The organism is Nonomuraea sp. ZG12 (genome assembly GCF_052068115.1).
Lineage (GTDB): Bacteria > Actinomycetota > Actinomycetes > Streptosporangiales > Streptosporangiaceae > Nonomuraea.
This window is the reverse complement of sequence record NZ_JBQHCW010000007.1, coordinates 333,420-356,637: the sequence shown is the minus strand read 5'-3', so window position 1 is coordinate 356,637 and position 23,218 is coordinate 333,420. Positions and strand designations below refer to the sequence as shown.

The following is a 23,218-nucleotide window of genomic DNA, read 5'->3' as shown; positions in this document are numbered from 1 at the left end:
AGCTACTGCATAGGCAGTCTTTCTGCATAGGGATCTGCATAATCCGCCCGATGTACGCACCAGACGGTCGTGCCTAGCGTGGGCGCCATGGATGAGCGCATCGTCATGGTCGACTCGGGCACCGGCCTGGCCATCACCGAGCGGCAGCTGGACGAGCGGTCCGCCGCCGCGAGCATCCTGCTGCGCCGCCGGGGGGTGCGTCCCGGCGACACGGTGCTCATCTGCCTGCCCGTCGGGCCCGACCTGCTGGTGGCGATCGACGCGGTGATCGCCGTGGGCGGCATCGCCTGCCCGGTCCCGCCCGAGCTGGAGGAGGCCGGGCTGCGGGAGCGGATCCGCGGCAGCCGCGCCCGCCTCATGATCACCGATCTGCGCGCGGCCGTGCGCGCGGCGGAGGAGTCCCGCGTCCGGATGGTGCTGGGCGTCGCCGACCTCAGACGGCCTGGTGACGCGCTTCGGCAAAGCGGTCGCAGCGAGCCTCGGACCAGTGGAAACTGGCCATGTGTCTGATCCTTCCGCGACCGGCCGGGGCGGCGCGGGCGTGCCGTTCGCCGCTGGGCGTCTCGTCGGGCGCGATCGTGACGTGGCCGAGCTGCGGGCGCTGCTCCGCGACGAGCGGGTGATCACGCTCATCGGACCGGGCGGCATCGGCAAGACCCGGCTGGCCGCCCAGGTCGCCGGCTTGGAACGTGCCAACGTGGTGGAGCTCGGGCGCGTCGGCGACCCGGCGTTGATCGTGCGCCTGGTCGCCGAGGCGCTGGACGTCCACCCGGCCGCTGACGGGCTGCTGGTGCTCGACGGCTGTGACCATCTGCGGGAGGGCTGCGCGGAGCTGGTCGCCGAGCTGGCCGTGCGCTGTCCCGGCCTGCGGTTCCTGCTCACCGGCAGGCGGCCGCTGCAGGTTCCAGGCGAGCTGGTGTGGCGGGTGCCGCCGCTGGCGCTGCCCGGCGACGGGCGGCCGGACGCCGACTCCGTGGCGCTCTTCGTGGATCGGGCGGCGGCCGCCGGGGCCCGCGAGGTGGCCGATCGCCTGGGCGACGTCGAGCGGCTGTGCCGGTTGCTCGAAGGGGTGCCGCTGGCGCTCGAACTGGCCGCCGCGCACGCCGGTTCGATCCCCCCGGCGCGGATGCTCCAGCGGGTCGGCGGGCGTCACGGAGTGCTGCGCGCCAGGGATCCGGCCGTGCCGGGCCGCGCACGTACCGTCTGGGCGGTCCTGGAGTGGAGCCACGAGCTGCTCAGTCCCAAGGAGCGGGTGCTGCTGCGCAGGCTGCCTGTCTTCGCGGGAGCGTTCGACCTGGAGCTCGCCGGGCGGGTCTGCGCCGACGGCGGGCTGGTGCGCGGGGCGGAGGTGCCCGGCCTGCTCCGCGGCCTGGCGGACAAGGCGCTGGTGGTGCGCCTGGCCGACGGCCGGCACCGCCTGCACGGCGTCGTCAAGGAGTACGCCGCCGAGCGGTCACGGGAGGCGGCCGAGGAGGTGTGGCTGCGCGACAGGCACCTGCGGGCGGTCTGCGAGGCGTTCGAACACTGCCACCAGGCCGGTTCGCTGGTGCGGCGGCAGCCGTGGCCGGAGCGGGCCGCGCACGTCGGCAGGGGACGCTCGCTGCTCGACGAGTGCCGGGCGGCGATCGGGTGGGCCGTCGAGTCCGGTGGCGTCGTGCTCGGGCTGCGGCTGGCCTGTGCGGCGCTGGCGACGCTGCGCGGCGACCCGGCGGAGAGCGCCGGCTGGCTGGAGCGGCTGCTGGAGCTGGATCTGGCGCCCGTCCCCGACGAGCTCGCCGCCGTGGCCAAGGGCGCTTTGGCGTACGGGCTGCGGGCGCGCGGGGAGCTGGGCCGGGCCACGCGGATGGCGGTGGAGAGCGTCGAGGAGCAGCGCAGGCACCCCTACACACCCTGGCTGGGCCTCACCTACGCCGTGGCCATGACGCTGTGCCTGCGTGCCGGGCGCGGCGAGCTGGGCAGGCGCTACCTGTGGGAGCTGGAGCTGGCGGCCTCGGCGCACGAGGACCTGCTCGCGCTGGCCACCGCGCGGCTCGCCCGCCTGGATCTGGCGCTGTCGGAGGGGCGGCTGGAGCTGGCGCGTCGGCTCGGCGAGGAGGCGCTGGCGCTGGCCAGGGAGGCCGGGCACCACTGGGCGCTGGCCAGGGCGCTGACCCGCCTGGGCGCGGTGGCCGAGGCGGCGGGCGACCCGCAGGGAGCCCGCGACCACCACGCCATGGCCCGGCCGCTGCTGCGGGTGCTGGGCGAGCCGGCCGACCGTGACCGTCGGGAATAAGCTCGGATCATGCCGCTCGCACCACACTTCCCCGTCATGCTCAGGACCGAGGACGGGGTGCGCATCGACGCCGCGCACACCGATCCGACCGGCCCCAGCGGGCGGGACGTGGGGATCGTGGTGGCGCACGGCTTCACGGGATCGTGGCGGGAGCGGACGGCGCGCCGCATCGTGCACGTGCTGAGCCGCTACGGCGGGGTGGTCGCGTTCGACTTCCGCGGCCACGGCCGGTCGGGCGGCGAGAGCACCGTGGGGGATCGGGAGATCCTCGACGTGGAGGCCGCCGTACGGCATGCCCGGGTGATCGGCTATCGCCGGATCGCCGTGGTGGGGTTCTCGATGGGCGCCTCGGTGGCGGTGCGGCACGGCGGGCTGCGTAGGAGCGCCGACGCGGTGGTGGCGGTGAGCGGGCCGGCCCGCTGGTACTACCGGGGCACCAAGCCGATGCGCCAGGTGCACTGGGCGATCGAGCGGCCGTTCGGGCGCTGGGCGGCCAGGGTGGCCAAGCGGACCAGGATCGCCGCCGGGGCGTGGGAGCCGATCCCGATGCCGCCGCACGAGGCGGTGGCGCTCATCTCACCCGCGCCGGTGCTGATCGTGCACGGCGACGCCGACGCGTTCTTCCCGCTCGAGCACGCGCACCAGCTCTACGACGGCGCGCGGCAGCCGAAGGAGCTCTGGATCGAGCCCGGGTACGGCCACGCGGAGTCGGCGGCGACCCCCGAACTCATCCATCGCATCGGAAAATGGATCTCTTCGAACTTTTCCTGAGTAAGAGACGTCTACCTATGGCGGATGGATAGAAACCGCCGGGAGAAAGTCTTTGGGGTACGAAACCGCCGAGGCGGTAGACGTAGGACAGACTTCTCGTAGTCGGGCGGTCGCCCAGCGTTGCGGGGGCTCGCTGGGCGCCATCCGGTCGTCGGGGCCCCAGGATGCCTGGGGCCCCGACGCTCAGCCGAGTCGCGCGATCGACTTGTACTCCAGGTAGCCGCTCAGTCCCTCGGGGCCGAGCTCGCGGCCGATGCCGCTGGCCTTGTAGCCGCCGAAGGGCGTGTTGCTCTCGAGCATGAGGCAGTTGATCCCGTACGTGCCGGTGCGGACCTGGCGGGCCACGTCCATGCCGTGCTCGGTGTCGGCCGTCCAGACGGTTCCGGCCAGGCCGTAGTCGCTGTCGTTGGCGATGCGGACGGCGTCGGCCTCGTCCTCGTACGGGATGACCGCCAGCACCGGGCCGAAGATCTCCTCGCGGGCGATGCGCATGTCGTTGGAGACCCCGGCGAAGACGGTCGGCGCGACGTACCAGCCGCGGTCGTGGGGCCGGTCGAGCCCGCCGACGACGACCTTGGCGCCCTCGTCCATGCCGATCTTGATGTAGCCCTCGACGCGTTCCTGCTGACGTTTGGCGACCAGCGGGCCGATGCCGGTGGCCGGGTCGGCGGGGTCGCCGACGGGCTGCGAGGTGACCATGGCGGCGACCGCCTCCACGACCTCCTCGTAGCGGTTGCGCGAGGCCAGGATGCGGGTCTGCGCGACGCACGCCTGGCCGTTGTTCATCAGCGAGGCGATGGCCAGCATGCCCATGCTGGCCTGCAGGTCGGCGTCGTCCAGGAAGATGGCCGCCGACTTGCCGCCCAGCTCCAGGCTGACCCGCTTGAGCTGCTCGCCGCAGATCGCGGCGATGCGGCGGCCCGCCGCGGTCGAGCCGGTGAACGCCACCTTGTCCACGCCCCTGTGGGAGACGAGGTGCTCGCTCACGTCGCGGCCCGCGGCGACGATGTTGAGCACGCCGGGCGGGATGCCGGCCTCCTGCGCCATCTCGGCCAGCAGGTAGGCGTCGAGCGGCGTCTCGGGCGCGGGTTTGAGCACGATCGCGCAGCCGGCCAGCAGCGCGGGCGCGACCTTGGTCATCGTGACGAACTGGGGGACGTTCCACGGCACCACGGCCGCCACCACGCCCACCGGCTCCCTGCGCACCGTCACCGGCCCGAACAGGCCGGGCCGCTGCTCCTCCTGCTCGAAGGTCCGGCCGTACTCGGCGTAGTACTGGAGCATGCCGAGCGGCTGCGGCGCCTGCGCCAGGGTGGAGAAGGAGATGGGGGAGCCCATCTCCTCGGTGATGAGCGCGGCCATCTCGCCCTGTCCGGCGGCGTAGATCTCGGCCAGCCTGCCGATCACCTCGGCTCGTTCGGCGAAGGTCAGGCGGGGCCACGGGCCGTGGTCGAACGCCTCGCGGGCCGCCGCGACCGCCCGGTCCACGTCCTCGGCCGTGCCGTCGGGCACCCGGCCCACGACCTCCTCGGTGTGCGGGGAGATCACGTCGATCGTCCCGGTGCCCGCAGGGGTCACCCACTCGCCCCCGATGAAGAGCTTGTCGTGCTGGCGCATGTCATGGCCTCCCGCGAACCGTGGTCGTCCGTGCCTCCCTGCGACCGAACCATGTTCTGGTCATGTGCGCAAGAGGGGGGCACGGCACCGTGTGCCGTGCCCCCCTCGGTGATCAGCGGGATATCAGGGGGAGATCAGCGGGGATCGCCCAGCAGGTGCCGCATCGACCGCTTGACGAGGTCGGCGCGCGCCTCCTGGCTGGTCACGCTCTCCGCGCCGAAGCCCAGGTAGACCGTGTCCTTGGTGACGATGCCGCCGCCCTCCTCGAAGACCTGGTCCGTACGGGCCCAGTTGTTGATCGACGGCGAGGTGCCCTCGGGAGCGTCCGCCACGGTCCAGCCGCCCAGGTCGGACTCGAACGAGGTCTCCTCGGCCACCGCGCCGTCCAGCGTGAGCGCGAAGTCGTCGAGGAAGATCCCCGCGCCCTGGGTGCCCCAGTCGCTGATGTACGAGATGGACAGCTCGACCTGCTTGCCCGCGTACGGAGTCAGGTCGATCTTCCACTGCTGCCAGCCGCCGGAGTTGCCCGAGGCCGCGTGCCACGCGCCGGAGGTGCCGGTCGACTCGCAGTTCGGGCCCTGGTAGCGCTGGGTGAACGGGTGGATCGAGCTCCACCCGGACGCGCAGCTGTCGCCGGTGGCCTGCGTGGTGTGGCCGTTGGCGTCGGGCAGCGTCGTCCAGTCGTCGCCGCCCGCCGTGCGCGCCTCCACGACCAGGTGGTCCCACGCGGCCTCGGTGTCGTAGGAGGTCCAGAACGACAGGTCGCCGGCGCTCTTGCCGGTCAGGTCGACGGTCTTGGTCAGCCGCTTCCAGGAGACGTCGGCGATGCCGCTGTAGACGTCCCACGAGCCGGTGTGCGGATCGAACGGGCCGCCGGGCCGTGCCCACTTGATCGGCGCGGAGCTGGCGAACAGCGGGAACTGATCCGCCGGCAGGATCGCCGAGGTGGCCACGAACGAGTTGGTGTGCACGTCGGGCTCCAGCGTGCCGGTGAAGCCGTCGAACGCGCCGGACACGCCGTTGAGCCCGTACGGCTGGTTCGTCGCCGGGTCGCTGCCCGCGTTGTCGAAGAAGACGTACGCGCCCAGCCAGTACTGCTGGAAGTCGTTGAACACCGGGATGCACGGCGGGTCGTTCGGCTCCGCGCACTCCGGCTGCGCCGGCTGGTCGGGCTGGTAGAAGTAGGAGCCGTTGGCGTTGGCCGCGTACGACGGATACTTGCCCGAGTGCATGATCTTGCCGCCCTCGTTCAGGTAGTCGCGGACGGCCAGTTCGGTGTCCACGCCCACCTTGGAGGTGGTGCCGGGCACCTGTCCCGTGCTGCGGGGGATGATGTCGTCGCCGGTCTCCCAGATCACCGCCTTGTAGTGACTGAGCACGCCCAGCGGGTGCGGGGCCTTGCGTCCCTGCTTGTCGACGTCGTACACGTCGGAGCTGTGACCGGCCTCGTCGAGCGCCTTGACGTAGTCGTCGGCGTACTTGGCCTCGGTCACGCCCTGGGCGGGGCTGACGCCCGTGACGTCCTCGGCGGCCAGCACGAGCACCTTGCCGCCGATGTCGGTCGACACCTTGTACGTGAACTCCTCGCTCTTCTTGCCGAGCGAGGTGAACCACACCTTGACCGTGTCGCCCGGCCTGGCTCCGGTGATCGTGCCGCGCATCCAGTGGTAGTAGCGGTCGTAGCCGTCGCCGTAGCGCTCGCCGCCCTGCCACTCCCTGGTCAGCGCGGTCCTCTTACGGCCGTCGTTGATCCGGTAGTTGAGCAGCACCGGGCCGAGCTTGCGCTTGGCGTTGACCTGGACGACCTGGGTCCGGCCGTGGCTGAGCTCGAAGGGGTCGAGGACGAAGTCGGGGGTCTCGTTGCCCAGGTGGCTGACCGGCTCCACCGGGTTGACCGCGGACTTGGCGATGTCCAGCGCGAACGGCAGGTTCCGCTCGAACTCCGCCTGCACCAGCGCCTCGTCGTCGGGGAAGACGAAGCCGCAGCCTTCGCAGCCCTCGTTCAGCTCCGGCGTCCACGACAGGGTGCCGTACTTGCGGTGCGCGTGGTCGTTGGTGTCGCCGTTGGTGGTGTAGAGCTCGGCGCCGAGGTCGGGGTCGTACCCGGGGACGGCGGGCTCGGCGTCGGTGCCGGTCAGCGCCTCGTAGATCGGGTTGTCCGCCGTCTCGGTGGCGATCTGGTAGCCGGCAGGGTAGAGCAGCAGCGGGCCGTAGGAGTGGTAGTTGAGCTGCGTCTCGAATTTGACGCGGCGCAGCAGCCCGTCCATCGCCTTGGTCTCCGGCTCGCTGGCCGGGCCGGCGCCGCGGTAGGTCTCGCTGCTCGGGATGGAGGAGGAGCCCTCCTCGTCGTAGTGGAAGTTCGAGGGGAAGTTACGGTTGGGGTCGACGCCGTCGCCGGTGGTGATCCGGCCGTCGCCGTTCACGTCACGCAGGTTCTTGCGCCACAGGCGGTTGCCCTCGGTGAAGGTGAAGTCGTAGCCGTCGGGGTTGGCGACGGGCACGAACCACAGCTCGGTCTTGTTGAGCAGGTCCCTGAGCGAGTTCTTGTTGGCGACCACGTACTTCAGCAGCCGCATGTCCACCTCGGTGGAGATCCACTCGCGGGCGTGCTGGGTGGCCGAGTAGAGGGCCGCGGGCTTGAGGCCGTCGGGCAGCGCCCTGGCCAGCTTGGACACCTTGACGGCGAGGATGTCCTGGCCCTTGACGGACTTGCCGATGGAGGTGAGCTTGACGACGTCCTTGTTGGCGTCGGCGATGGCCTTGAGCTGGTCGGCGATGCCGCCGGGCTCGGAGTAGGACTTGTAGACGGTGTAGCCGCTCGCGGCCTGGGCCCTGGCCGCCTCCAGCTGGGTCTGGCCCTGGGGGTTGCGGACGGGCTCGGGCTTGAGGCCGAGTTTCTTCAGCCCGGCGAGGTCCTCCTGGGCGGCGGTCAGCTCGACGTGCTCCTTGCCGTCCTTGATCTCCTGCTGGACGACGTCGAAGCCCTTTTCCCGGAGGGACTGTCCGGTGCCGAGCGGGCTGTCGAGCTGGTAGAGCTCGATCCGGTCACTGGGTGGTAGAGGGTCCACGGCGGCCTGGGCTTCCAGGCCCACCATGGACGTGCCTAAGCCGAGGACGACGGCGGTGAGAAGCTTCAATGATCGAGACACGGGTCTGCCCCTTCGCAGAGACGAGTTCGATCGCCATCTCAAACCGATGTTCCGATCTTGGCAAGGCCCAAACTTATCTGGAGCTTAGATCAGACAAGTCTTGACATTCTTCGTCAAAGGGGCATGAGTTCGCTTGTTCAGATGACAGCGATCAAGATCATCTTCTATAGTTTCGATCCGTCTACTAGGGGAGGACGGGCGTGAGAGCAGGGCGCATGGCCGTGAGTGCCGTCGTCCTTGCCGGGCTGTTCGCGATCCCCACCCCGCAGGCGGCGTCGGCGGACCCGAGCCCCACTTCGCTGCGCAAACTGACCAAGCAGGCGGCCGCGCTCAACAACCGCTATCGCGGCCAGATCCAGAGCCTGGAAGAGGTACGGGTCCAGGCGAGGAAGGCCGTGACCACCTCCGGCTCGCTGACCAGCAGGCTGACCGCGGCCAGGAACGAAGTGGCCGAGCTCGCCACGACCGCCTACATGCTCGGCCCCATGGACCCCACCCAGCTCCTGAGCCTCGGCACCGACCCCCACAAGGCGCTCGGCAACGCCGCCAACATGAATCACATGGCCGTCGAGCGGGCCGCCCGGGTCGCCGAGGTCGAGCGGCTCATCCAGGACTCCAAGAAGGCCAAGCTGGCCGCCAACGACAAGATCAAGAAGCTCCAGAAGGAGATCAAGACGCTGCAGAGCAGGCGTCGCGAGATGGACCGACTGCTCGCCAAGTACGGCTTCCAGCAGCCCGGCGGCGCCAGCGGCCTCACCCAGCGCCTGATCTCGATGCGGGCCGAGGTCATGCAGAACTTCCCCATGCCCTACGGGGTCGGCTGCCTGCGACCCGGCGACCCGGGGGAGCACGGCAAGGGGCGGGCCTGCGACTTCATGATCTCCCGTGGCATGGCCAGCGGCGGCGAGGCCGACCGCGGCGACGCGCTGGCGGACTACCTGATCAAGAACGGTTCGCGGCTCGGGGTGATGTACATCATCTGGAAGCAGCGCTACTACGACATCCGCTCGGGCGGCGGCTGGGACCCCATGTCCGACCGTGGCGGCGTCACGGCCAACCACTACGACCACGTGCACGTCTCGGTGTTCTAGAGGGTTCGCAGGTATCCCTGGAGCCACGCGTAGGAGGCCTTCGGGGTGCGGCGCAGCGTCTCGAAGTCCACGTGGACCAGGCCGAAACGCTGGTGATAGCCCTCCGCCCACTCGAAGTTGTCCAGCAGCGACCAGACGAAGTAACCCCGCACGTCCACGCCCTCCCGCTGGGCGCGTCGTACGGCCTGGATGTGCTCGTCCAGGAAGGCGATCCTGGCCTGGTCGTCGACCGTGCCGTCCGGGCCGGGGACGTCGGACTGGGAGCAGCCGTTCTCGGTGACGTAGATCGGGGGCAGCGTCTCGCCGTACCGGGCGCGCAGGCCGACGAGGAGCTCGCGCAGGCCGTCGGGGACCACCGGCCAGCCGAAGGCGGTGGTGGGGTGGCCGGTGATGCCGGCGTCGGTGAAGGGCAGGCCCGCCTCGGTGGGGGCGGCGATCCGGGTGGGGTTGTAGTAGTTGACGCCGAGGCCGTCCAAGGGGGCCGCGATGGTGGCGAGGTCTCCGTCGCGGACGAAGTCCAAGGGTCCGTACGCCGACAAGTCCGGATATGTCGCGAGAAGGAGGGGATCGAGGAAGAGGCGGTTGTGCAGGATGTCGTACGCCTCGGCGGCGGCCAGATCCTCCTCGGAGTCCGACGCCGGCCAGACGGGGGTGCAGTTGTTGGTGATCAGCACCTGCTCGGCGCCCGCCGCGCGCAGCGCGCCCACCGCCAGGCCGTGGCCGAGGAGCTGGTGGTGGGCGACGGGCAGGGCGTCCAGCATCAGGGCCTGGCCCGGGGCGTGCATGCCCAGCGCGTGACCGAAGGCCATGTGCACGAACGGCTCGTTGAGCGTGATCCACATCGCCACCCGGTCCGCCAGCCGCTCGGCCACCAGCGCCGCGTAGTCGGCGAAGCGGTGGGCGGTGTCGCGGCTCAGCCAGCCGCCGCGATCCTGCTCCGACTGCGGCAGGTCCCAGTGGAACAGCGTGGGCACCGGTGTGATCCCGGCCGCGAGCAGCCCGTCCACCAGTCGCTCGTAGAAGTCGAGTCCCTGGGGATTGGCCACCCCGCCGGGCCGTACCCGAGACCAGGAGACGGAGAAGCGGTAGGCGTTGACCCCCAGCTCCGCCATCAGGGCCACGTCCTCGGCCCACCGGTGATAGTGGTCGCAGGCCACGTCCCCGGTGTGCCCGTCCCTGGTGCGACCGGGCTGGTGGGAGAAGGTGTCCCAGATGGACGGGGCCCTGCCGTCCTCGCTCGCGGCGCCCTCGATCTGGTAGGCGGCGGTGGCCGTGCCCCATAGGAACATCGCGGGCTCCTCAATCCTAGGCGAGTACGGCTCATGTTAACCGGGCCGCGGTTACTTGCGGGTAATGAGCCAGGATGGGGGCATGACGAGTACCTTGCGCCGCCGCCCCGCCCAGCGTCGCAGCGTGGAGCGGGTGGAGCGAATGCTCGACGAGTGCGCGCTCCTCCTCGACGAGATCGGCTATGAGTCGCTGACCACCAAGGAGGTCGCGCGCCGGGCCGAGGTGCCGATCGGGACCTTCTACCAGTTCTTCCCCGACAAGCAGGGCCTGGTGCGGGCCCTCGCGCTGCGCAACCTGGAGGCGTTCCTCGGCCGGGTGGCCGAGCGCATCGCCGCCGCCGAGCTCGGCCACTGGACCGACCTGGTGGAGCTGGCCATCGACGAGTTCGTGGCGATGAAGCGGAGCACCCCGGGGTTCGGCGTCGTGGACTTCGGCGAGGTGCTGCGCGCGCCCGGCGGCCCGGCCATCGAGGGCACCAACCGCATGCTCGACGCGGCGCTGGAGAACAACGCCGTCGTCGCCGACCGCCTGCGCGCGCTCAGCACCGACCTGCTCGGCGTCCCCATGGAGCGCGGCCTCGACCGCGCGATCCTGGTGGCGGTCGAGGCCGCGGACGCGGTGCTCAAGCTCGCCTTCCGGGCGGACCCTGACGGCGATCCCGAGCTGGTCGACGAGTGCAAGCAGCTCGTCCGCCGCTATCTGGCCGACCACCTGCCGTGCTGATCAGCACACCTGATCAGCACACCTGATCAGCACGCTTGATCAGCACGGGGCGTCGAGGCGGGTCTTCAGCTCGTCGTCCAGCTTCAGGTCCGCCCCGCCGATGGCCTCCTCCAGCTGGGCGAGCGTGCTGACGCCGACGATCGGCACGTGCCCGTCCGCCAGCAGCCAGGCCAGCACCACCTGGTTCGGCGTCGCGCCCAGCTCCCGCGCCACCTCGTGCAGGACGGCGAGCCGCCGCGTGGTGCCGGGGTGGTCGTACATCTCCGCGATCGGGCGGTCGTCGCGGGTGTAGGCGCCGAACATCAGCGTGTTGTACGCCCACAGCGTCACGTCGTGCTCGCGTACGTAGGCCAGGTGGTCGTCGGTGGTGATCGTGTGGCCTCCTTCGGCCGGCCTGGTGTACGGGCGCGGGCGCAGGTAGGTGTGGCGCAGCTGCAGATGGGTGTAGGGCAGCCAGCCGTTGGCGGCCGAGACGTTCCTGGCCCGCTCCAGGCGCCAGGCGGGCAGGTTGCTGGCGCCCGCGCGGCCGATCTTGCCCTGCTGGGCCAGCTCGTCGAACTTCCCCAAGGTCTCCTCCAGGGGGACCGAGCGGTCCTCGATGTGCGCCCAGTAGAGGTCGACGTGGTCGGTGCCCAGCCTGCGGAGGCTGCCCTCGATGGCCTGGTCGATGGCGGCGGCCGACAGGCCCTCGGTCCTGTCCAGCGTCCTGTCGCCGGGGACGATCGGCCGGGCGCCGACCTTGGTGCTCAGGAACATCTGGTCGCGGTTGCCGCGGGCGGCCAGCCAGGAGCCGATGGCCGCCTCGCTCTCGTCGCCGGTGCAGCCCTCGACCCAGAACGGGTAGTTGTCGGCGGTGTCCAGCATGGTCCCGCCGGCCTCGGCGAAGCGGTCGAGAATGGCGAAGGTGTCATGCTCGTCGACGGTGGTGCCGAAGGGGATGGTGCCGAGTGCGATGTTCATGGCCAAGACTGTGAAAGCTGGAGTGCGCTCCATGTCAAGCAGCCAGTTTTACGGGATATATGGGCATATTTCGGGACAAAAGCTGTATGACTTGACCTGGAGTGCGCTCCAGGTGGGATGCTCGGGAACCGTGAGCGTCTACACACCTGCCGAAGTGGTCGAAGAGACCGGCTTCACCCTGGACACGCTGCGCTACTACGAGAAGATCGGCCTGCTGGAGCGCGTCGAGCGCAACGCCGCCGGGCAGCGCCGGTTCACCCAGGAGGACATCGGCTGGCTGGGTACGATCCGGTGCCTGCGCGACACCGGCATGCCGATCGCCGAGATGCTGCGCTTCGCCGAGCTGGTCCGCGCCGGCGACCACACCGTGGCCGACCGCGTCAGGCTGCTGGAGGAGCACGACCGCCGCGTCGAGGGCCAGATCGCCAACCTGATCGAGCGCAAGCGCTACATCAGCAACAAGATCTCCTATTACCGGAGCGTGTTGTAGCCCCGCGTTGGCGGGCCGGTTGCTAAAACCGTGACCCATGGCAGGGCCCAGGGCGAGACGGATCAACATCCCACTGCGCCGCGTAGCGAGAATCTGCGCGGGAATGCTGTTCACGCTGCTGGCGCATCTCACCCTGGTCCAGGCGTACGAGTCGAGGGACCTCAACGCCGACCCGCGTAACGAGCGCATCCTGATCGCCAGGTTCGACCAGCCGCGCGGCGCCATCGCCACCTATGACGGCACCCCCGTCGCGGTCAGCCGGGAGACCGGCGACGGACCGTACCGCTATCGACGCTTCTATCCGCACGGCGAGATGTACGCCCCCATCACCGGGCAGGTGTCCCCGCGCCGCGCCGGCGGCATCGAGGAGGCGCGGGAGGCGGTGCTGTCGGGCGACGACACCCGGGTGAAGCTGCAGTCGCTGGTCAGGGAGGGCACCGCGCAGGGCGCCGACGTCCGGCTCACCGTCAGGCAGCCCGTCCAGTGGGCGGCCTACCGCAGCCTCAAGGCCACCGGCCGCCCCGGCGCCGCGGTCGCACTCAACCCGGCCACCGGGGCCATCCTCGCCCTGGCCACCTACCCGTCCTACGACCCGAACGCGTACGCCACCTTCGACCCCGCCGCTCTGGCCGAGACGGACGACCGCCTGCGCCACGACCCGGCAGAGCCGCTGCTGAACCGGGCCCTCGGCCGCACCTATCCACCGGGCGCCGCGTCCAGGCTCATCACCGCGGCCACCGCCCTCACCACCGGCGGCCACGTCCCGTCCACCGCCCTGAACCCGCCCGACCACCCTCACGACAAGGACGGCGAGGACGGTCGGGACATTCGGGATGTTCGGGAGGGTCGTGGCTGTGGGACGAATCGCCTGACCTTGTCCCAGGCCTTCCGGCTCTCCTGCGACACGGCACTGGCCGACCTCGGGCTGTCGCTCGGCCAGGATGCCCTGCGGGACCAGGCCGAGGCGTTCGGCTTCAACACCGCGCTGACGGTCCCGCTGCCCGTGGCGCCCAGCACCTATCCGTCGTCCCTGGACCGGCCGGGCACCGCCCTGGCCGCATCCGGCGGCGGCTCGGGCATCCGGGTCACCCCGCTCATGGTCGCGATGCTGTCGGCGACCGTGGCCAACGACGGCACGCTGATGCGCCCGTACCTGGTGGAACAGGCGCGCCTGCCCGGCGGCTCCACCATCGACAGAGCCGGCCCGTCCCCCTACCGCACGGCCATGAGCCCGACGATGGCCGACCAGCTCACCGCCATGATGACCACCCGCCCCCGACCGCACAGCCGCGAGACGGCGGTGGCGCTGGCCTCCACAGGATCGGCCACCGTCTTCACCGCTTTCGCCCCCGCCCGAGCCCCCGAGGTGGCCGTGGCCGTGGTCCTCGACCGCCCCGGCCCCACAGCCGCCATCGCCCGCGCCATCCTCCAAGCCGCCCTGGCCTAACTCCGCCGCCTTTCCGCCTGGTGGAGCAGTTGAACGCCAGGAAACTCACATAACGATCTTCTATGGGACGCCGAGGGTCGTGTCGCCGCCCGGGCGATCGTCCCGTTGTATCCTGCCGAGACGCCGATGCTGGTGGACTTTACTCGAACGGGGGCTCGCGCACCTGTTCGGGGGCTGACTGGCTGGAGAACTGATGGCCGCGAACACCGTTGATGTCCGCGTCACCATGGCCGGCAAGCTGTGGCTGGCCCATATAGATGGTGCCGCCGGAGGAATATCCGCCCACTCGCTGAAGGAACTGTACGGCGACATAGCCGAAGCGTTGCCCTTCCTGTTCCCCGACCGCGATCAGCCGCCCACGCCCGTCTACCACTACTTCCTGGATGGCCTGTCCGCACAGGATCTCAACAGCTTCGCCGAGCTTCAGCGCCGGGCCGCTGCGATCGCCGATGACTACACGCGCACTCTGAAAGAGCGTGTCGCACAGCTGCACCAGCAAGGCCTGTCCGACGGCGACATCGGACAACTGCTCGGTCTCACGAAACAGCGGATTCAGCAGGTTCGCCCCAAAACCGGCCGCGAAGCACGGCAGAGTGCCTGACCGGGCGAGGTCAGGGGTCTGGGGGAGATGGGGCATCGTGCGACCCAGAATCCGATCGAGAGCATCAACGGTGGGTCTCCATAGGTTCGGCCAGTTACGCCGAGGCCCGACACAGAAGCAAAGCCGCAAGGCGATCGGGCCGTCCGGAAGCTCGGTTGCGTCGATGAGCTGCCACGGCGATGCTCGTCGAGCTGGGGGAGCTCACGGTTGGGTCATCAAGTGGCGAGATAATCAGGGGCCTGATAGTCCGAGCTAAAATCAGTAGGTGAGCAACGAGCCCAAGGACGCCATCGATCTCGTACTCGAGCAGTGGCGGCGGGAGCGGCCCGATCTCGATCTGGCGGCAATGGGGGTGTTCGCGCGTATTGCGCGGCTGACGCGGATGGTCGAGACGGCCGTGGAGGAGGTTTTCGTCCGGCACGGATTGCGGCAGGGGGAGTTCGACGTGCTGGCGGCGCTACGCCGGTCGGGTTCGCCGTACACCATGATTCCGTCAGAGCTGTCGGCGGTGCTGATGATGTCGCGGGCCGGGATGACCAACCGGCTGGATCGGCTGGAGGCGGCCGGGCTGATCGAGCGGAGCCTGGATCCGGCAGACCGCCGTAGCTTCCATGTCGTTCTCACCGACAAGGGACGCGAAGTGATCGACGCGGCGCTCACCGAGCACGCGGACAATCTCGCCAGGCTCGCCGCCGGATTGACGCCCGAGGATGCCGCGACGCTCACCCGGATCGTGCGTGGCCTCCTGGACGGCCGGCCTTCCTGACAAGAGGTGGACCGGCCGGGTGATCAGCGGCTCTGGCGGATGCCGCGCCGCCAGACGGCGGCGATGGCGCGGGTGGCGGTGATGTCGCGGGTGGGATCGCCGTCCACCAGGACGAGGTCGGCGCGCAGGCCGGGTGCGATCCGGCCGCGGTCGCTCAGCCCGAAGTGGCGGGCGGGCACGCTGGTGGCCGCGGCGAGCGCCTCTTCGGCGCTCAGCCCGGCCTCGGTGAGCAGCAGCAGTTCGCGGTGCATGCCGGCGCCGTGCAGGGGAGCCCAGAAGTTGGCGTCGGTGCCGGCCAGGAGCGGCACCCCGGCCCGATGCAGCGTCCGGGCCGCGTGCAGAGCGTTCACGACCCCCTGCGGGTGGACGGGCACGACCGCATGGTCTCGGTCGAGCGCGGCCGTGGCCCGCTCCGGCAGCCGGGCCGCGATGCGCTCGTCCCGGAGGAGCTCAGCGCCCGCCGGGTCCTGGTTGATCGCCTCGATGTAGGTCAGGGTGCTGACCACGAACACGCCCTGGGAGGCGGCCCGCGCCGCCAGCTCGGCCACGGTGGGGTCCTCGGGAACGGTGTCGTGAAAGACGTGGGCCAGCCCGTCGATGCCCGCGTCCAGCGCGATCGTGGCATCGCCCGCCGTCGCCACATGGGCGATGGTCGTCAACCCCGCCGCGTGGCCGGCCTCGACCAGAGCCGCGACGACGTCCGGGCTGAGCGCCGGCAGGTCCAGCCCGGCCGTCTCGCCGTTGTCGATCACGATCTTCAGGTAGTCGATGCCCTCGGCCAGTCGCGCCGCCACGAACGCCTTGGCCCGGTCCGCGTCCGCGATGGTGTCGAAGGGCCCGACCGCGTCGCCCAGCCAGTCCAGCGCACCCGACTCGGCGGTCATGATCTGGCTCGGGTGGCCGTGCGGGGCGGTGGCCAGGATGCCCGAACTACGCAGATCGGCCACGTCGTCGTGGTCGGCGGCCAGCCGGCGCTGCCTGGCCAGGTTGCCCGGCAGGCAGAACATGTCGAGCTCGGTGGTCACGCCGAAGGTCAGCGCCTGGGCGAGCATGCCGTCGGAGACGTGGGTGTGCGCGTCGATCAGACCGGGGAACATGGTCTTGCCCCGGCCGTCGATGTCCACGTCCACGGGCTGCGCGTCGGGCTCGGCGATCTGATCGTCGGCGATCAGGAGGTCCGCCCGAGGCAGGGTGTGCTCGCCGTCGAAGACCCGAACATCACGGATCAAGGTACGCATGCTGTGCTCCTTCGCCACTGAATAAGTTCCAGGGATGATAGTACGATATCTAACTATAAACAGGCGAACTAACCTGGTGGTCGCCGCCCGATTTGCCCTTGACGTCAACGTCAACTCTTAGCGTTGCCCGACAGAGGGCGGACGCGACCGTGTCCGCCACCGAATCGAAAGGCACCGCCATGGACGTCACCGGCTCAATCGCACTGGTCACCGGGGCCAATCGCGGCATCGGCCGCACCTTCGTCGACGAACTGCTCGCGCGCGGGGCCGCGAAGGTCTATGCCACGAGCCGCCGCCCCGAACTGATCGAGGTGTCCGACCCGCGGGTCGAGGTGCTGCGCCTCGACCTCCTCGATGCGCGGTCGGTGACGGACGCGGCCGCCGCGGCCCCCGACGTCACCCTGCTCGTCAACAACGCCGGCATCGCGACTCGCGCGAACCTCCTGACCGGCGACCTCGACACGATCCGGCTGGAGGTCGACACGCACGTGTTCGGAACACTCCGCGTGATCCGCGCGTTCGCGCCGGTTCTCGCGTCGAACGGCGGCGGAGCGATCGTGAACATCCTGTCGGTGCTGTCGTGGTGCGCGTCCGACGTGTCGGGCGCCTACGCCGTGGCCAAGGCCGCCGAGTGGAACATGACGAACGGCCTGCGCCTTGAGCTCGCCGGTCAGAAGACCCTGGTGCAGGGCGTGCACCTCGCAGCCGCCGACACCGACATGATGGCCGGCCACGACGTTCCGAAGATCGACCCGGCGGACGTCGCCCGAGCCGCTCTCGACGGCGTGCAGTCCGGTGCGATCGAGGTGCTGGTCGATGACGTGAGCCGCTACGTGAAGGCCTCGCTCGCGGCGGACCCCGCGCAGTTCTACGCCCAGTCGCCGGCCGGCTGATGCGGAGCCCCGCCGAGCCGACACGAGGGGGGAGCTTACAAGTCCATGGAGGGGCCGCGGAAACGCCGAAATCCGGGCTTCGTGCGTACTGTGCCCCTGGACCTGGCCATTCTCGCTGTAGGAGATGGGGGCGTGCTGGTGCGGGTCAGAACTGGTAGCGGAGTAGGCGCGCTCCGTGCCGTGCCAGGGCCGTGCTGCGGGCGGTGAGCCGGGTGAGTGCGCGGAGCGGTTGCGGGAACCGCGCTACTTCGGGTGCGCGGGTCAGCATTTCCTCCTTGACCAGTTCGAGGCCTGCGCCACAGCTCTCGGGTTCGTGTGGGTCGTCGAAGCCTTGGGCGGCCTTGATGCCGAGTGTCTTGATGGTCGGGTGATACTTCATGGCCCAGGCGGCGAATCGCGTGTAGCCGTTGAGTGCGAGCTCGCCCGATGGGAAGTGGCTGGTCAGCTCGCGGGTCATCTGCTGGAACGAGCCGCCGGGCATGAACGGGAACAGTCCTTCGGCGATGATCACTGCTGGGCGGTCGCCGGGGATGGTTTCGAGCCAGCCGGGGTGGGTGAGGTCGGCTGCGATCAGATGGGAACGGCTGGGGAGACACTCGGATCGGAGGCTCACGACCTCTGGGAAGTCGATGTCGTACCAGTTGACGTTCGGGGGAGGGTCACAGCGGAACACTCTGGTGTCCAGGCCGCATCCCAGATCGAGCACCACGCATTCCGGGTGAGCGGCGATGTAGGCGCGGACGACGTCGTCGAGTTTCTTGGCGCGCAGTGCGGTGGTGACGACGAGGTTGGGCTTGACCTTCAGCTTGTGGAAGTCGTAGTCGATGTTGTCGGCCAGTTCGGCGGAGAGCGTGTCGCCGAGGATCGGGCTGGGCAGCTTGGCGTCCAGGGCTCTGGCGTGGAGAGTGAGGAGCAGCGTTTCCTGGATCAGCCCGAATTCAGGTTTCCAGCGATGCATGGGCGTTTCCCTTAACGGCGTAGCGGATGGCGGGTTGCGAGGTCATGCAGCCAGGTCAGGGAGTCATGGGCGGCCTTGATGCGCTCGGCGCGGTGGCCCTCGCCGCCTGCGATGTCGAGTCCTTCGTCGGCGATTTCGCCGAACGCGCTCAGGCTTTCGAGTTTGCGCTGGATGACCTTCTGCCAGGCGTCGTCTTCGATGCGGTAGTAGGCGGTGCGATCACCGGGCCTTCTCACCTTTTTGACCAGTCCGATGGCCGTGAGAAACCGCATGTTCGAGGTGAGCGACGCGCGGCTGGCCTCAATCGCCTCCGCGACCTGACCGGCGGACTGCTCGGCCGGATCGCAGATCATCAGCCACCCGAGGATGCGTCCGGTGATGGGCGGCAGTCCCCATTCCTCCACGCAGAAGGCGGCCACTCGCTCCACCCACCGAAGCAGTCGTTCCCGCTGCTGTTGACCGGACATATCGCATCCTCCTTCATTGATCACGTGCGGGCTCACTGTGTCATGGCGGCCACCGACTCGTACGTGGGTGTCGGGGTGATGTCCGCAAGCCGGGTCTTACGCAGGTAGAGGTCGAACCAGTCGATGGCGAGCGCCATCGCCTCCTCCAGGCCCGGGCCGGTATAGAGCCCGAGCACGTCGTAGGGCAGCACCACCAGCCGCTTAGGTTCTCCGGCCTTGTCGAAGGCGCATTGCGCTTCCTCGAGCATGTGGTAGGGATCCCACCCGCCGTTGGCGATCATCAACAGTGGCGTTGGCGCGAGCCGGTGGATGAGGTTCTCCGGCGCGAAGGTGAGCAGGTGCTCGGCGGAATCGAGGGTCTTCTCGTTGCGATAGGTCGGAAACAGCTGGGTCGACATGTCCGGCGTGTCCCGAACGCTCTCGTGGTCCAGCGTCAGGTGCGGCACCCGGGCGCTCTGCCCGCCTTCGTAGCGCCGCTGCCAGTCCTCCTGCAGCTGGTCGCGGAGCGCATGGACGCCGGCGCGGCCCAGGAGGCGTTCCAGATAACGCCATCCGTTCCACACGCTGGGACTCTGCACCACGACGCACTTGATGCGCCGATCGAGCACGGCGGCCTGGGCCGCCACCGAGCCGCCGATGCTGACACCCCACACCCCGATCCGCTCCGGCTGCACCTCGGGGCGTGTTCGCAGGTAGGAGACGGCGCTTCGGAAGTCTTCCACCTGTCGCTCCGGGTAGTCCTGACCACGTGGTTCGCCGTCGCTGGAACCCACCGTGCGGTAGTCGATGGTCAACACCGCGAATCCGGCCTCGACGAAGTACGGCGCGAAGAACGCCAGGGCCTCCTTGACCATCACCCCGCTGTGCCCAAGCACCAGGCCGGGGACTGGACCGCTCGCCTCGGGCAGGTACAGATCGCCCGCGCAGCAGGTTCCGAGGCTGTTGAAGGTCACATGTTCCATGAGTTGCCCCCTCAGGATGCTAGCTATTTCAATCATGACTGAAATAGCTAGCATCGTCAAACGTCCGGCTGCCGGCCGGCCGGACCGCGAGGAAGCGAACTCTTGTTGCTCAGACGGTGCGGCGGGAGGGCAGCGCACCGTTGGACAACGCTTGATGTGACGACCGTTTCCGGATCCTGAAAGCCCACGCCGTTATCGGTAGGCCGAGGCCTGGAGGGTGTAGAGCTCGGCGTAGAGGCCGTCCAGGGCCATCAGGGTCGCGTGGTCGCCCTGTTCGGTGACCTCGCCGTGGTCCAGGACGTAGATGCGGTCGGCGTAGCGGACGCTGGCCAGGCGGTGGGTGATCAGCAGGACGGTGCGGCCGTCGGAGTGGCCGCGGATGCGCTCGAACAGGGCGTGCTCGGCACGGGCGTCGAGGGCGGCCGTGGGCTCGTCGCAGATCAGCAGGCAGGCGTCGCGGTGGAAGCCGCGGGCCACCGCGACGCGCTGCCACTGGCCGCCGGACAGCTCGTGGCCGTCCTTGAAGCGCCGGTCCAGCAGGGTGCGGTAGCCGTGCGGCAGCTCGGCGATCACCTCGTCGGCGCCCGCGACGGCCGCCGCGGCGTGCAAAACCTCCTCGCCCTTCCCGGTGCCCATCGTGATGTTGTAGCGGGCGGTGAGCGGCCAGCGGGTGTGGTCCTGGGCGATGACGGCGGTGCGCTCGCGCAGCTCCTCGGGGCTGACCTCGCGCAGGTCGGTGTCGTCCCACAGGACGCTGCCGGTGTCGGGCTCGTAGAGGCCAGAGAGGATCTTGGCGAGGGTGGTCTTGCCGGAGCCGTTCTCACCCACGAAGGCGATCACCTCGCCCTGCTTGATCTCGACGGAGACGCCGCGCAACGCGGGCGCGTCGGAGCCGGGGTAGGTGAAGGTGACGTCCTTGGCGCTGATCCGCTCGAATCCGTCGGGGGCGGCGGTCCGCCGCCGGTCCGGCAGGCGGCGCTCGGCGTCGGCGCAGAACTCCAGGAAGTCGGTGAAGTAGAGGCCGTCCTCGTAGAGCCGGTTGGTGGCGTACATGAGGTTGGCCAGTGAGGTCTGGCCGGATCTGATGGCCAGCACGGCGGTGCCCGCCACGGCGAGCGGGATCGCGGCGAGGGCGAGCAACACGCCGAGCGCGACGTAGACCAGGGCGCTGCCGAGGCCGCCCAGCGCCTCGCCGACGAGCCTGGCGACGGTCTGCCGCCTGGCCAGGCGGAGCATCACGTCCTGCTCGGCCTTGGCCACCGCGTCGTACATGCGCAGCAGGAAGCGCCGCATGGTGAACGAGCGGACCTCGGCCGCCGGGTCGCGGTCGGCGAGCAACTGGGCGATGATCCACTTGCGCCGCATGGCGGGGATCAGCGAGAACATGGTCGTGTAGCGCATCCGGGCGCTGCGCACCGCCGCCCAGGCATCCGGCAGCACCGCCAGCAGCAGGAGTGGCAGCAGGATCGGGTGGAGCACGCTGAGCACGCCGGCCACGGCCGCGATGCCGACGGCGGCCGTCACCACGTCGATGGCCGTGGCCACGACCGCGTCGACCGTGGCCACGCCGCGTGACCTGGCTCGCTCCAGCGCGTCGTGAAACTCCGGATCGTCGAAGGCGGCCAGCTCGACGCGGCTGGTCAGGCCGTAGAGCCGCTCCTCGGCCTGGCGGCTGATCTGCGGATCGAGGCGCGACTGCGCCCAGCCCGCGCCCGCCTGGACCACGGTGCGCAGCGCCGCCGCGGTGACCACCAGGGCCAGACTGGGCAGCGCGGCGATCACCCGGTCGGGGGTGGGCCCCTCGCTGAACAGGGCGTTGAGCACGCCTGTGGTCGCCAGGAGCCCGAAGGCGGTGAAGAGGCCGCCCAGCAGGTTGAGCGCGATGGTCGCGACGGTGTCGCGGGGGCTGGCGCGCCAGGCCATGCTCATCGCCTGGCGGACGAGAGACGGGAGGCGCTTGGCGATGGTGAGAAAACCGATCTCGGCCATCGTGTCGTTGTGCGCGTGCCAGTCGGACAGGGAGATCTCGCCCAATTCGAGGGGCTCATCGGCCATACGAAGAGTGTGGACTCGGGCACCGACAGTTTCCTATGGGCGTCGCGTATGCGGACCTGTTACCCATACCTGCTTGACGGGTCCGACCGGAAAGTGGGTTGATGGCCCTACTGACAACGTTGTCAACTCACCAACTCGGGGGTTTGGGAAGGGATGGTGTGCGCATGAGACGACGGTGGATGACAGCCGCCGCGATCACTATGGCAAGCGTGCTGAGCTTGTCCGCCTGTGGCGGTGGTGGTGATCCCGCGGCGCAACCCAGCGCCGGCGCCGGCGGAGACAAGCAGCAGGTCGAGGTCTTCTCCTGGTGGACCGGGCCGGGCGAGGCCGACGGTCTGCAGGCCATGCGGAAGATCTTCGAGCAGCAGAACCCGACGCTCACGTTCTTCGACGCCGCCGTCGCCGGTGGCTCGGGTGACAAGGCCAAGGCGCTGCTGCAGTCGAAGCTGCAGGCCGACACGCCGCCCGACACGTTCCAGGGCCACGCCGGAGCCGAGCTGCAGGGCTACATCAAGGCCGGCGACCTGGAAGAGCTCAACTTCCTGTACGACGAGCTGAAGCTGCGCGAGGCCTTCCCGGAGCAACTCGTCGAGCAGATCAGCGTCGACGGCAAGATCTACTCCGTGCCGGTGAACATCCACCGGTCGAACGTCCTGTGGTTCAACCCGTCGGTCCTCAAGGAGGCGGGCGTCACCGGAGCGCCCAAGTCGATCGACGAGTTCGTCGCCGCCCTGGAGAAGGTCAAGGCCACGGGCAAGATCCCGCTGTCCATCGGCTCGGAGTGGACCGTCACCCACCTGCTGGAGAGCGTGCTGCTCGGCTCGCTCGGCACGGAGGGCTACAACGCCCTGTTCAAGCCGGGTGCGGACTGGAACGGCGCCGCGGTCACCAAGGCGCTGGAGAGCTTCAAGACGATCATGTCGTACGCGGGCGACCCGCAGGACGACTGGCAGCCGGCGGCCAAGCAGGTTGCCGACGGCGAGGCCGCGTTCAACATCATGGGCGACTGGGCGTACGGCTACTTCCACAACCCGCCGGAAGGCGGGCTGGGCAAGGCGTCGAAGACCGACTTCGACTGGGCGCCCTCACCTGGCACCGAGGGCTCGTACCTGTGGCTGTCGGACAGCTTCACCCTGCCCAAGGGCGCGAAGAACCGTGACGGGGCCGTCGCCTGGCTGAAGGTCGCGGCGAGCAAGGAGGGGCAGGACGCCTTCAATCCCCTGAAGGGCTCCATCCCCGCCCGTAAGGACGCCGACCAGTCCCTGTACACCGACTACCTGGCCGACGCGCTGAAGGACTGGTCGGGCAACGAGCTGGCCGGCTCCGTCCAGCACGGCGTCGCGGTGAACCAGCCGTGGCTGGCCGCGATCAACGAGGCGGTCGGGCTGTTCATCGGCACGAAGGACGTGCCCGCCCTGCAGAAGGCCCTGGCCGACGCCGCGACGGCGAACGCCCAGTAGCCGACGGG

The 23,218-nt window shown here is 69.7% G+C and carries 20 protein-coding genes; 11 read left to right on the top strand and 9 right to left on the bottom strand.

Annotated features, from left to right (window positions below):
- Positions 1-87 precede the first annotated feature (87 nt).
- The 3 genes from ACTMTF_RS22390 to ACTMTF_RS22380 are packed head-to-tail and all read left to right on the top strand — an operon-like array spanning position 88 to position 3,043.
- Complete coding sequence (locus ACTMTF_RS22390; RefSeq protein ID WP_441112441.1) at positions 88-510, top strand: AMP-binding protein; 423 nt, start codon at positions 88-90, stop codon at positions 508-510.
- Positions 503-2,272, top strand: a complete 1,770-nt coding sequence (locus tag ACTMTF_RS22385) for an ATP-binding protein (protein ID WP_441112440.1) — start codon at positions 503-505, stop codon at positions 2,270-2,272. The genes ACTMTF_RS22390 and ACTMTF_RS22385 overlap by 8 nt, the downstream gene beginning before the upstream one ends.
- Before the next feature lie 9 nt (positions 2,273-2,281).
- Complete coding sequence (locus ACTMTF_RS22380; RefSeq protein ID WP_441112439.1) at positions 2,282-3,043, top strand: alpha/beta hydrolase; 762 nt, start codon at positions 2,282-2,284, stop codon at positions 3,041-3,043.
- Positions 3,044-3,226: 183 nt separating this feature from the next.
- Here the strand turns inward: ACTMTF_RS22380 and ACTMTF_RS22375 are convergent, their stop codons facing one another.
- Together ACTMTF_RS22375 and ACTMTF_RS22370 are read right to left on the bottom strand one after the other, a co-directional pair.
- On the bottom strand, positions 3,227-4,660 hold the full coding sequence (locus tag ACTMTF_RS22375; protein ID WP_441112438.1) for an aldehyde dehydrogenase: 1,434 nt from the start codon (positions 4,658-4,660) through the stop codon (positions 3,227-3,229).
- A 134-nt stretch (positions 4,661-4,794) separates the two neighbouring features.
- On the bottom strand, positions 4,795-7,809 hold the full coding sequence (locus ACTMTF_RS22370; protein WP_441112437.1) for a M14 family zinc carboxypeptidase: 3,015 nt from the start codon (positions 7,807-7,809) through the stop codon (positions 4,795-4,797).
- A 200-nt stretch (positions 7,810-8,009) separates the two neighbouring features.
- Between ACTMTF_RS22370 and ACTMTF_RS22365 the strand changes: the two genes are divergently transcribed.
- Entirely contained in the window at positions 8,010-8,900 is an 891-nt protein-coding gene (locus ACTMTF_RS22365; protein WP_441112436.1) for a coiled-coil domain-containing protein, read from the top strand.
- Here the strand turns inward: ACTMTF_RS22365 and ACTMTF_RS22360 are convergent.
- Complete coding sequence (locus ACTMTF_RS22360; protein WP_441112435.1) at positions 8,897-10,189, bottom strand: GH1 family beta-glucosidase; 1,293 nt, start codon at positions 10,187-10,189, stop codon at positions 8,897-8,899. The two genes, ACTMTF_RS22365 and ACTMTF_RS22360, sit on opposite strands and share 4 nt — an antisense overlap.
- Before the next feature lie 82 nt (positions 10,190-10,271).
- Between ACTMTF_RS22360 and ACTMTF_RS22355 the strand changes: the two genes are divergently transcribed.
- Positions 10,272-10,913 (top strand): TetR family transcriptional regulator, encoded by a 642-nt coding sequence (locus tag ACTMTF_RS22355; RefSeq protein WP_397004883.1) that lies wholly within the window; start codon positions 10,272-10,274, stop codon positions 10,911-10,913.
- Between the two features lie 39 nt (positions 10,914-10,952).
- On the opposite strand, the gene ACTMTF_RS22350 is transcribed toward ACTMTF_RS22355, so the two are convergent.
- On the bottom strand, positions 10,953-11,873 hold the full coding sequence (locus tag ACTMTF_RS22350) for an aldo/keto reductase (protein ID WP_441112434.1): 921 nt from the start codon (positions 11,871-11,873) through the stop codon (positions 10,953-10,955).
- Between the two features lie 130 nt (positions 11,874-12,003).
- Between ACTMTF_RS22350 and ACTMTF_RS22345 the strand changes: the two genes are divergently transcribed.
- From ACTMTF_RS22345 to ACTMTF_RS22330, 4 genes are all read left to right on the top strand, one after another.
- The gene (locus ACTMTF_RS22345) at positions 12,004-12,363 is read left to right on the top strand and encodes a MerR family transcriptional regulator (protein WP_397004879.1); all 360 of its coding nucleotides are present in this window, start codon (positions 12,004-12,006) and stop codon (positions 12,361-12,363) included.
- Positions 12,364-12,466: 103 nt separating this feature from the next.
- Entirely contained in the window at positions 12,467-13,810 is a 1,344-nt protein-coding gene (locus ACTMTF_RS22340; protein WP_441112433.1) for a penicillin-binding transpeptidase domain-containing protein, read from the top strand.
- Positions 13,811-14,003: 193 nt separating this feature from the next.
- Complete coding sequence (locus ACTMTF_RS22335; protein WP_441112432.1) at positions 14,004-14,411, top strand: hypothetical protein; 408 nt, start codon at positions 14,004-14,006, stop codon at positions 14,409-14,411.
- Between the two features lie 265 nt (positions 14,412-14,676).
- A complete protein-coding gene (locus ACTMTF_RS22330; RefSeq protein WP_441112431.1) occupies positions 14,677-15,177 on the top strand; it encodes a MarR family winged helix-turn-helix transcriptional regulator in 501 nt (166 codons plus the stop codon).
- Between the two features lie 23 nt (positions 15,178-15,200).
- On the opposite strand, the gene ACTMTF_RS22325 is transcribed toward ACTMTF_RS22330, so the two are convergent.
- Positions 15,201-16,415 carry an amidohydrolase family protein gene (locus ACTMTF_RS22325; RefSeq protein ID WP_441112430.1) on the bottom strand — a complete coding sequence of 405 codons (1,215 nt, stop codon included), beginning with the start codon at positions 16,413-16,415 and terminating at the stop codon, positions 15,201-15,203.
- Positions 16,416-16,564: 149 nt separating this feature from the next.
- Here ACTMTF_RS22325 and ACTMTF_RS22320 point away from each other — a divergent pair, with 149 nt between their 5' ends.
- Positions 16,565-17,308 carry an SDR family oxidoreductase gene (locus ACTMTF_RS22320; protein ID WP_441112429.1) on the top strand — a complete coding sequence of 248 codons (744 nt, stop codon included), beginning with the start codon at positions 16,565-16,567 and terminating at the stop codon, positions 17,306-17,308.
- Positions 17,309-17,453: 145 nt separating this feature from the next.
- Here the strand turns inward: ACTMTF_RS22320 and ACTMTF_RS22315 are convergent, their stop codons facing one another.
- The 4 genes from ACTMTF_RS22315 to ACTMTF_RS22300 form a co-directional block, all read right to left on the bottom strand.
- Positions 17,454-18,266: a class I SAM-dependent methyltransferase gene (locus tag ACTMTF_RS22315; RefSeq protein ID WP_441112428.1), complete on the bottom strand. Its 813-nt coding sequence runs from the start codon at positions 18,264-18,266 to the stop codon at positions 17,454-17,456.
- A gap of 11 nt (positions 18,267-18,277) precedes the next feature.
- Positions 18,278-18,733, bottom strand: coding sequence for a GbsR/MarR family transcriptional regulator (locus tag ACTMTF_RS22310; RefSeq protein WP_441112427.1), 456 nt, complete (start codon positions 18,731-18,733; stop codon positions 18,278-18,280).
- Positions 18,734-18,765: 32 nt separating this feature from the next.
- Positions 18,766-19,695, bottom strand: coding sequence for an alpha/beta hydrolase (locus ACTMTF_RS22305; protein ID WP_441112426.1), 930 nt, complete (start codon positions 19,693-19,695; stop codon positions 18,766-18,768).
- A gap of 192 nt (positions 19,696-19,887) precedes the next feature.
- Complete coding sequence (locus tag ACTMTF_RS22300; protein WP_441112425.1) at positions 19,888-21,750, bottom strand: ABC transporter ATP-binding protein; 1,863 nt, start codon at positions 21,748-21,750, stop codon at positions 19,888-19,890.
- Positions 21,751-21,950: 200 nt separating this feature from the next.
- On the opposite strand from ACTMTF_RS22300, the gene ACTMTF_RS22295 reads away from it, so the two are divergent.
- Positions 21,951-23,210, top strand: a complete 1,260-nt coding sequence (locus tag ACTMTF_RS22295; RefSeq protein ID WP_441112492.1) for an ABC transporter substrate-binding protein — start codon at positions 21,951-21,953, stop codon at positions 23,208-23,210.
- Positions 23,211-23,218: the final 8 nt, after the last annotated feature.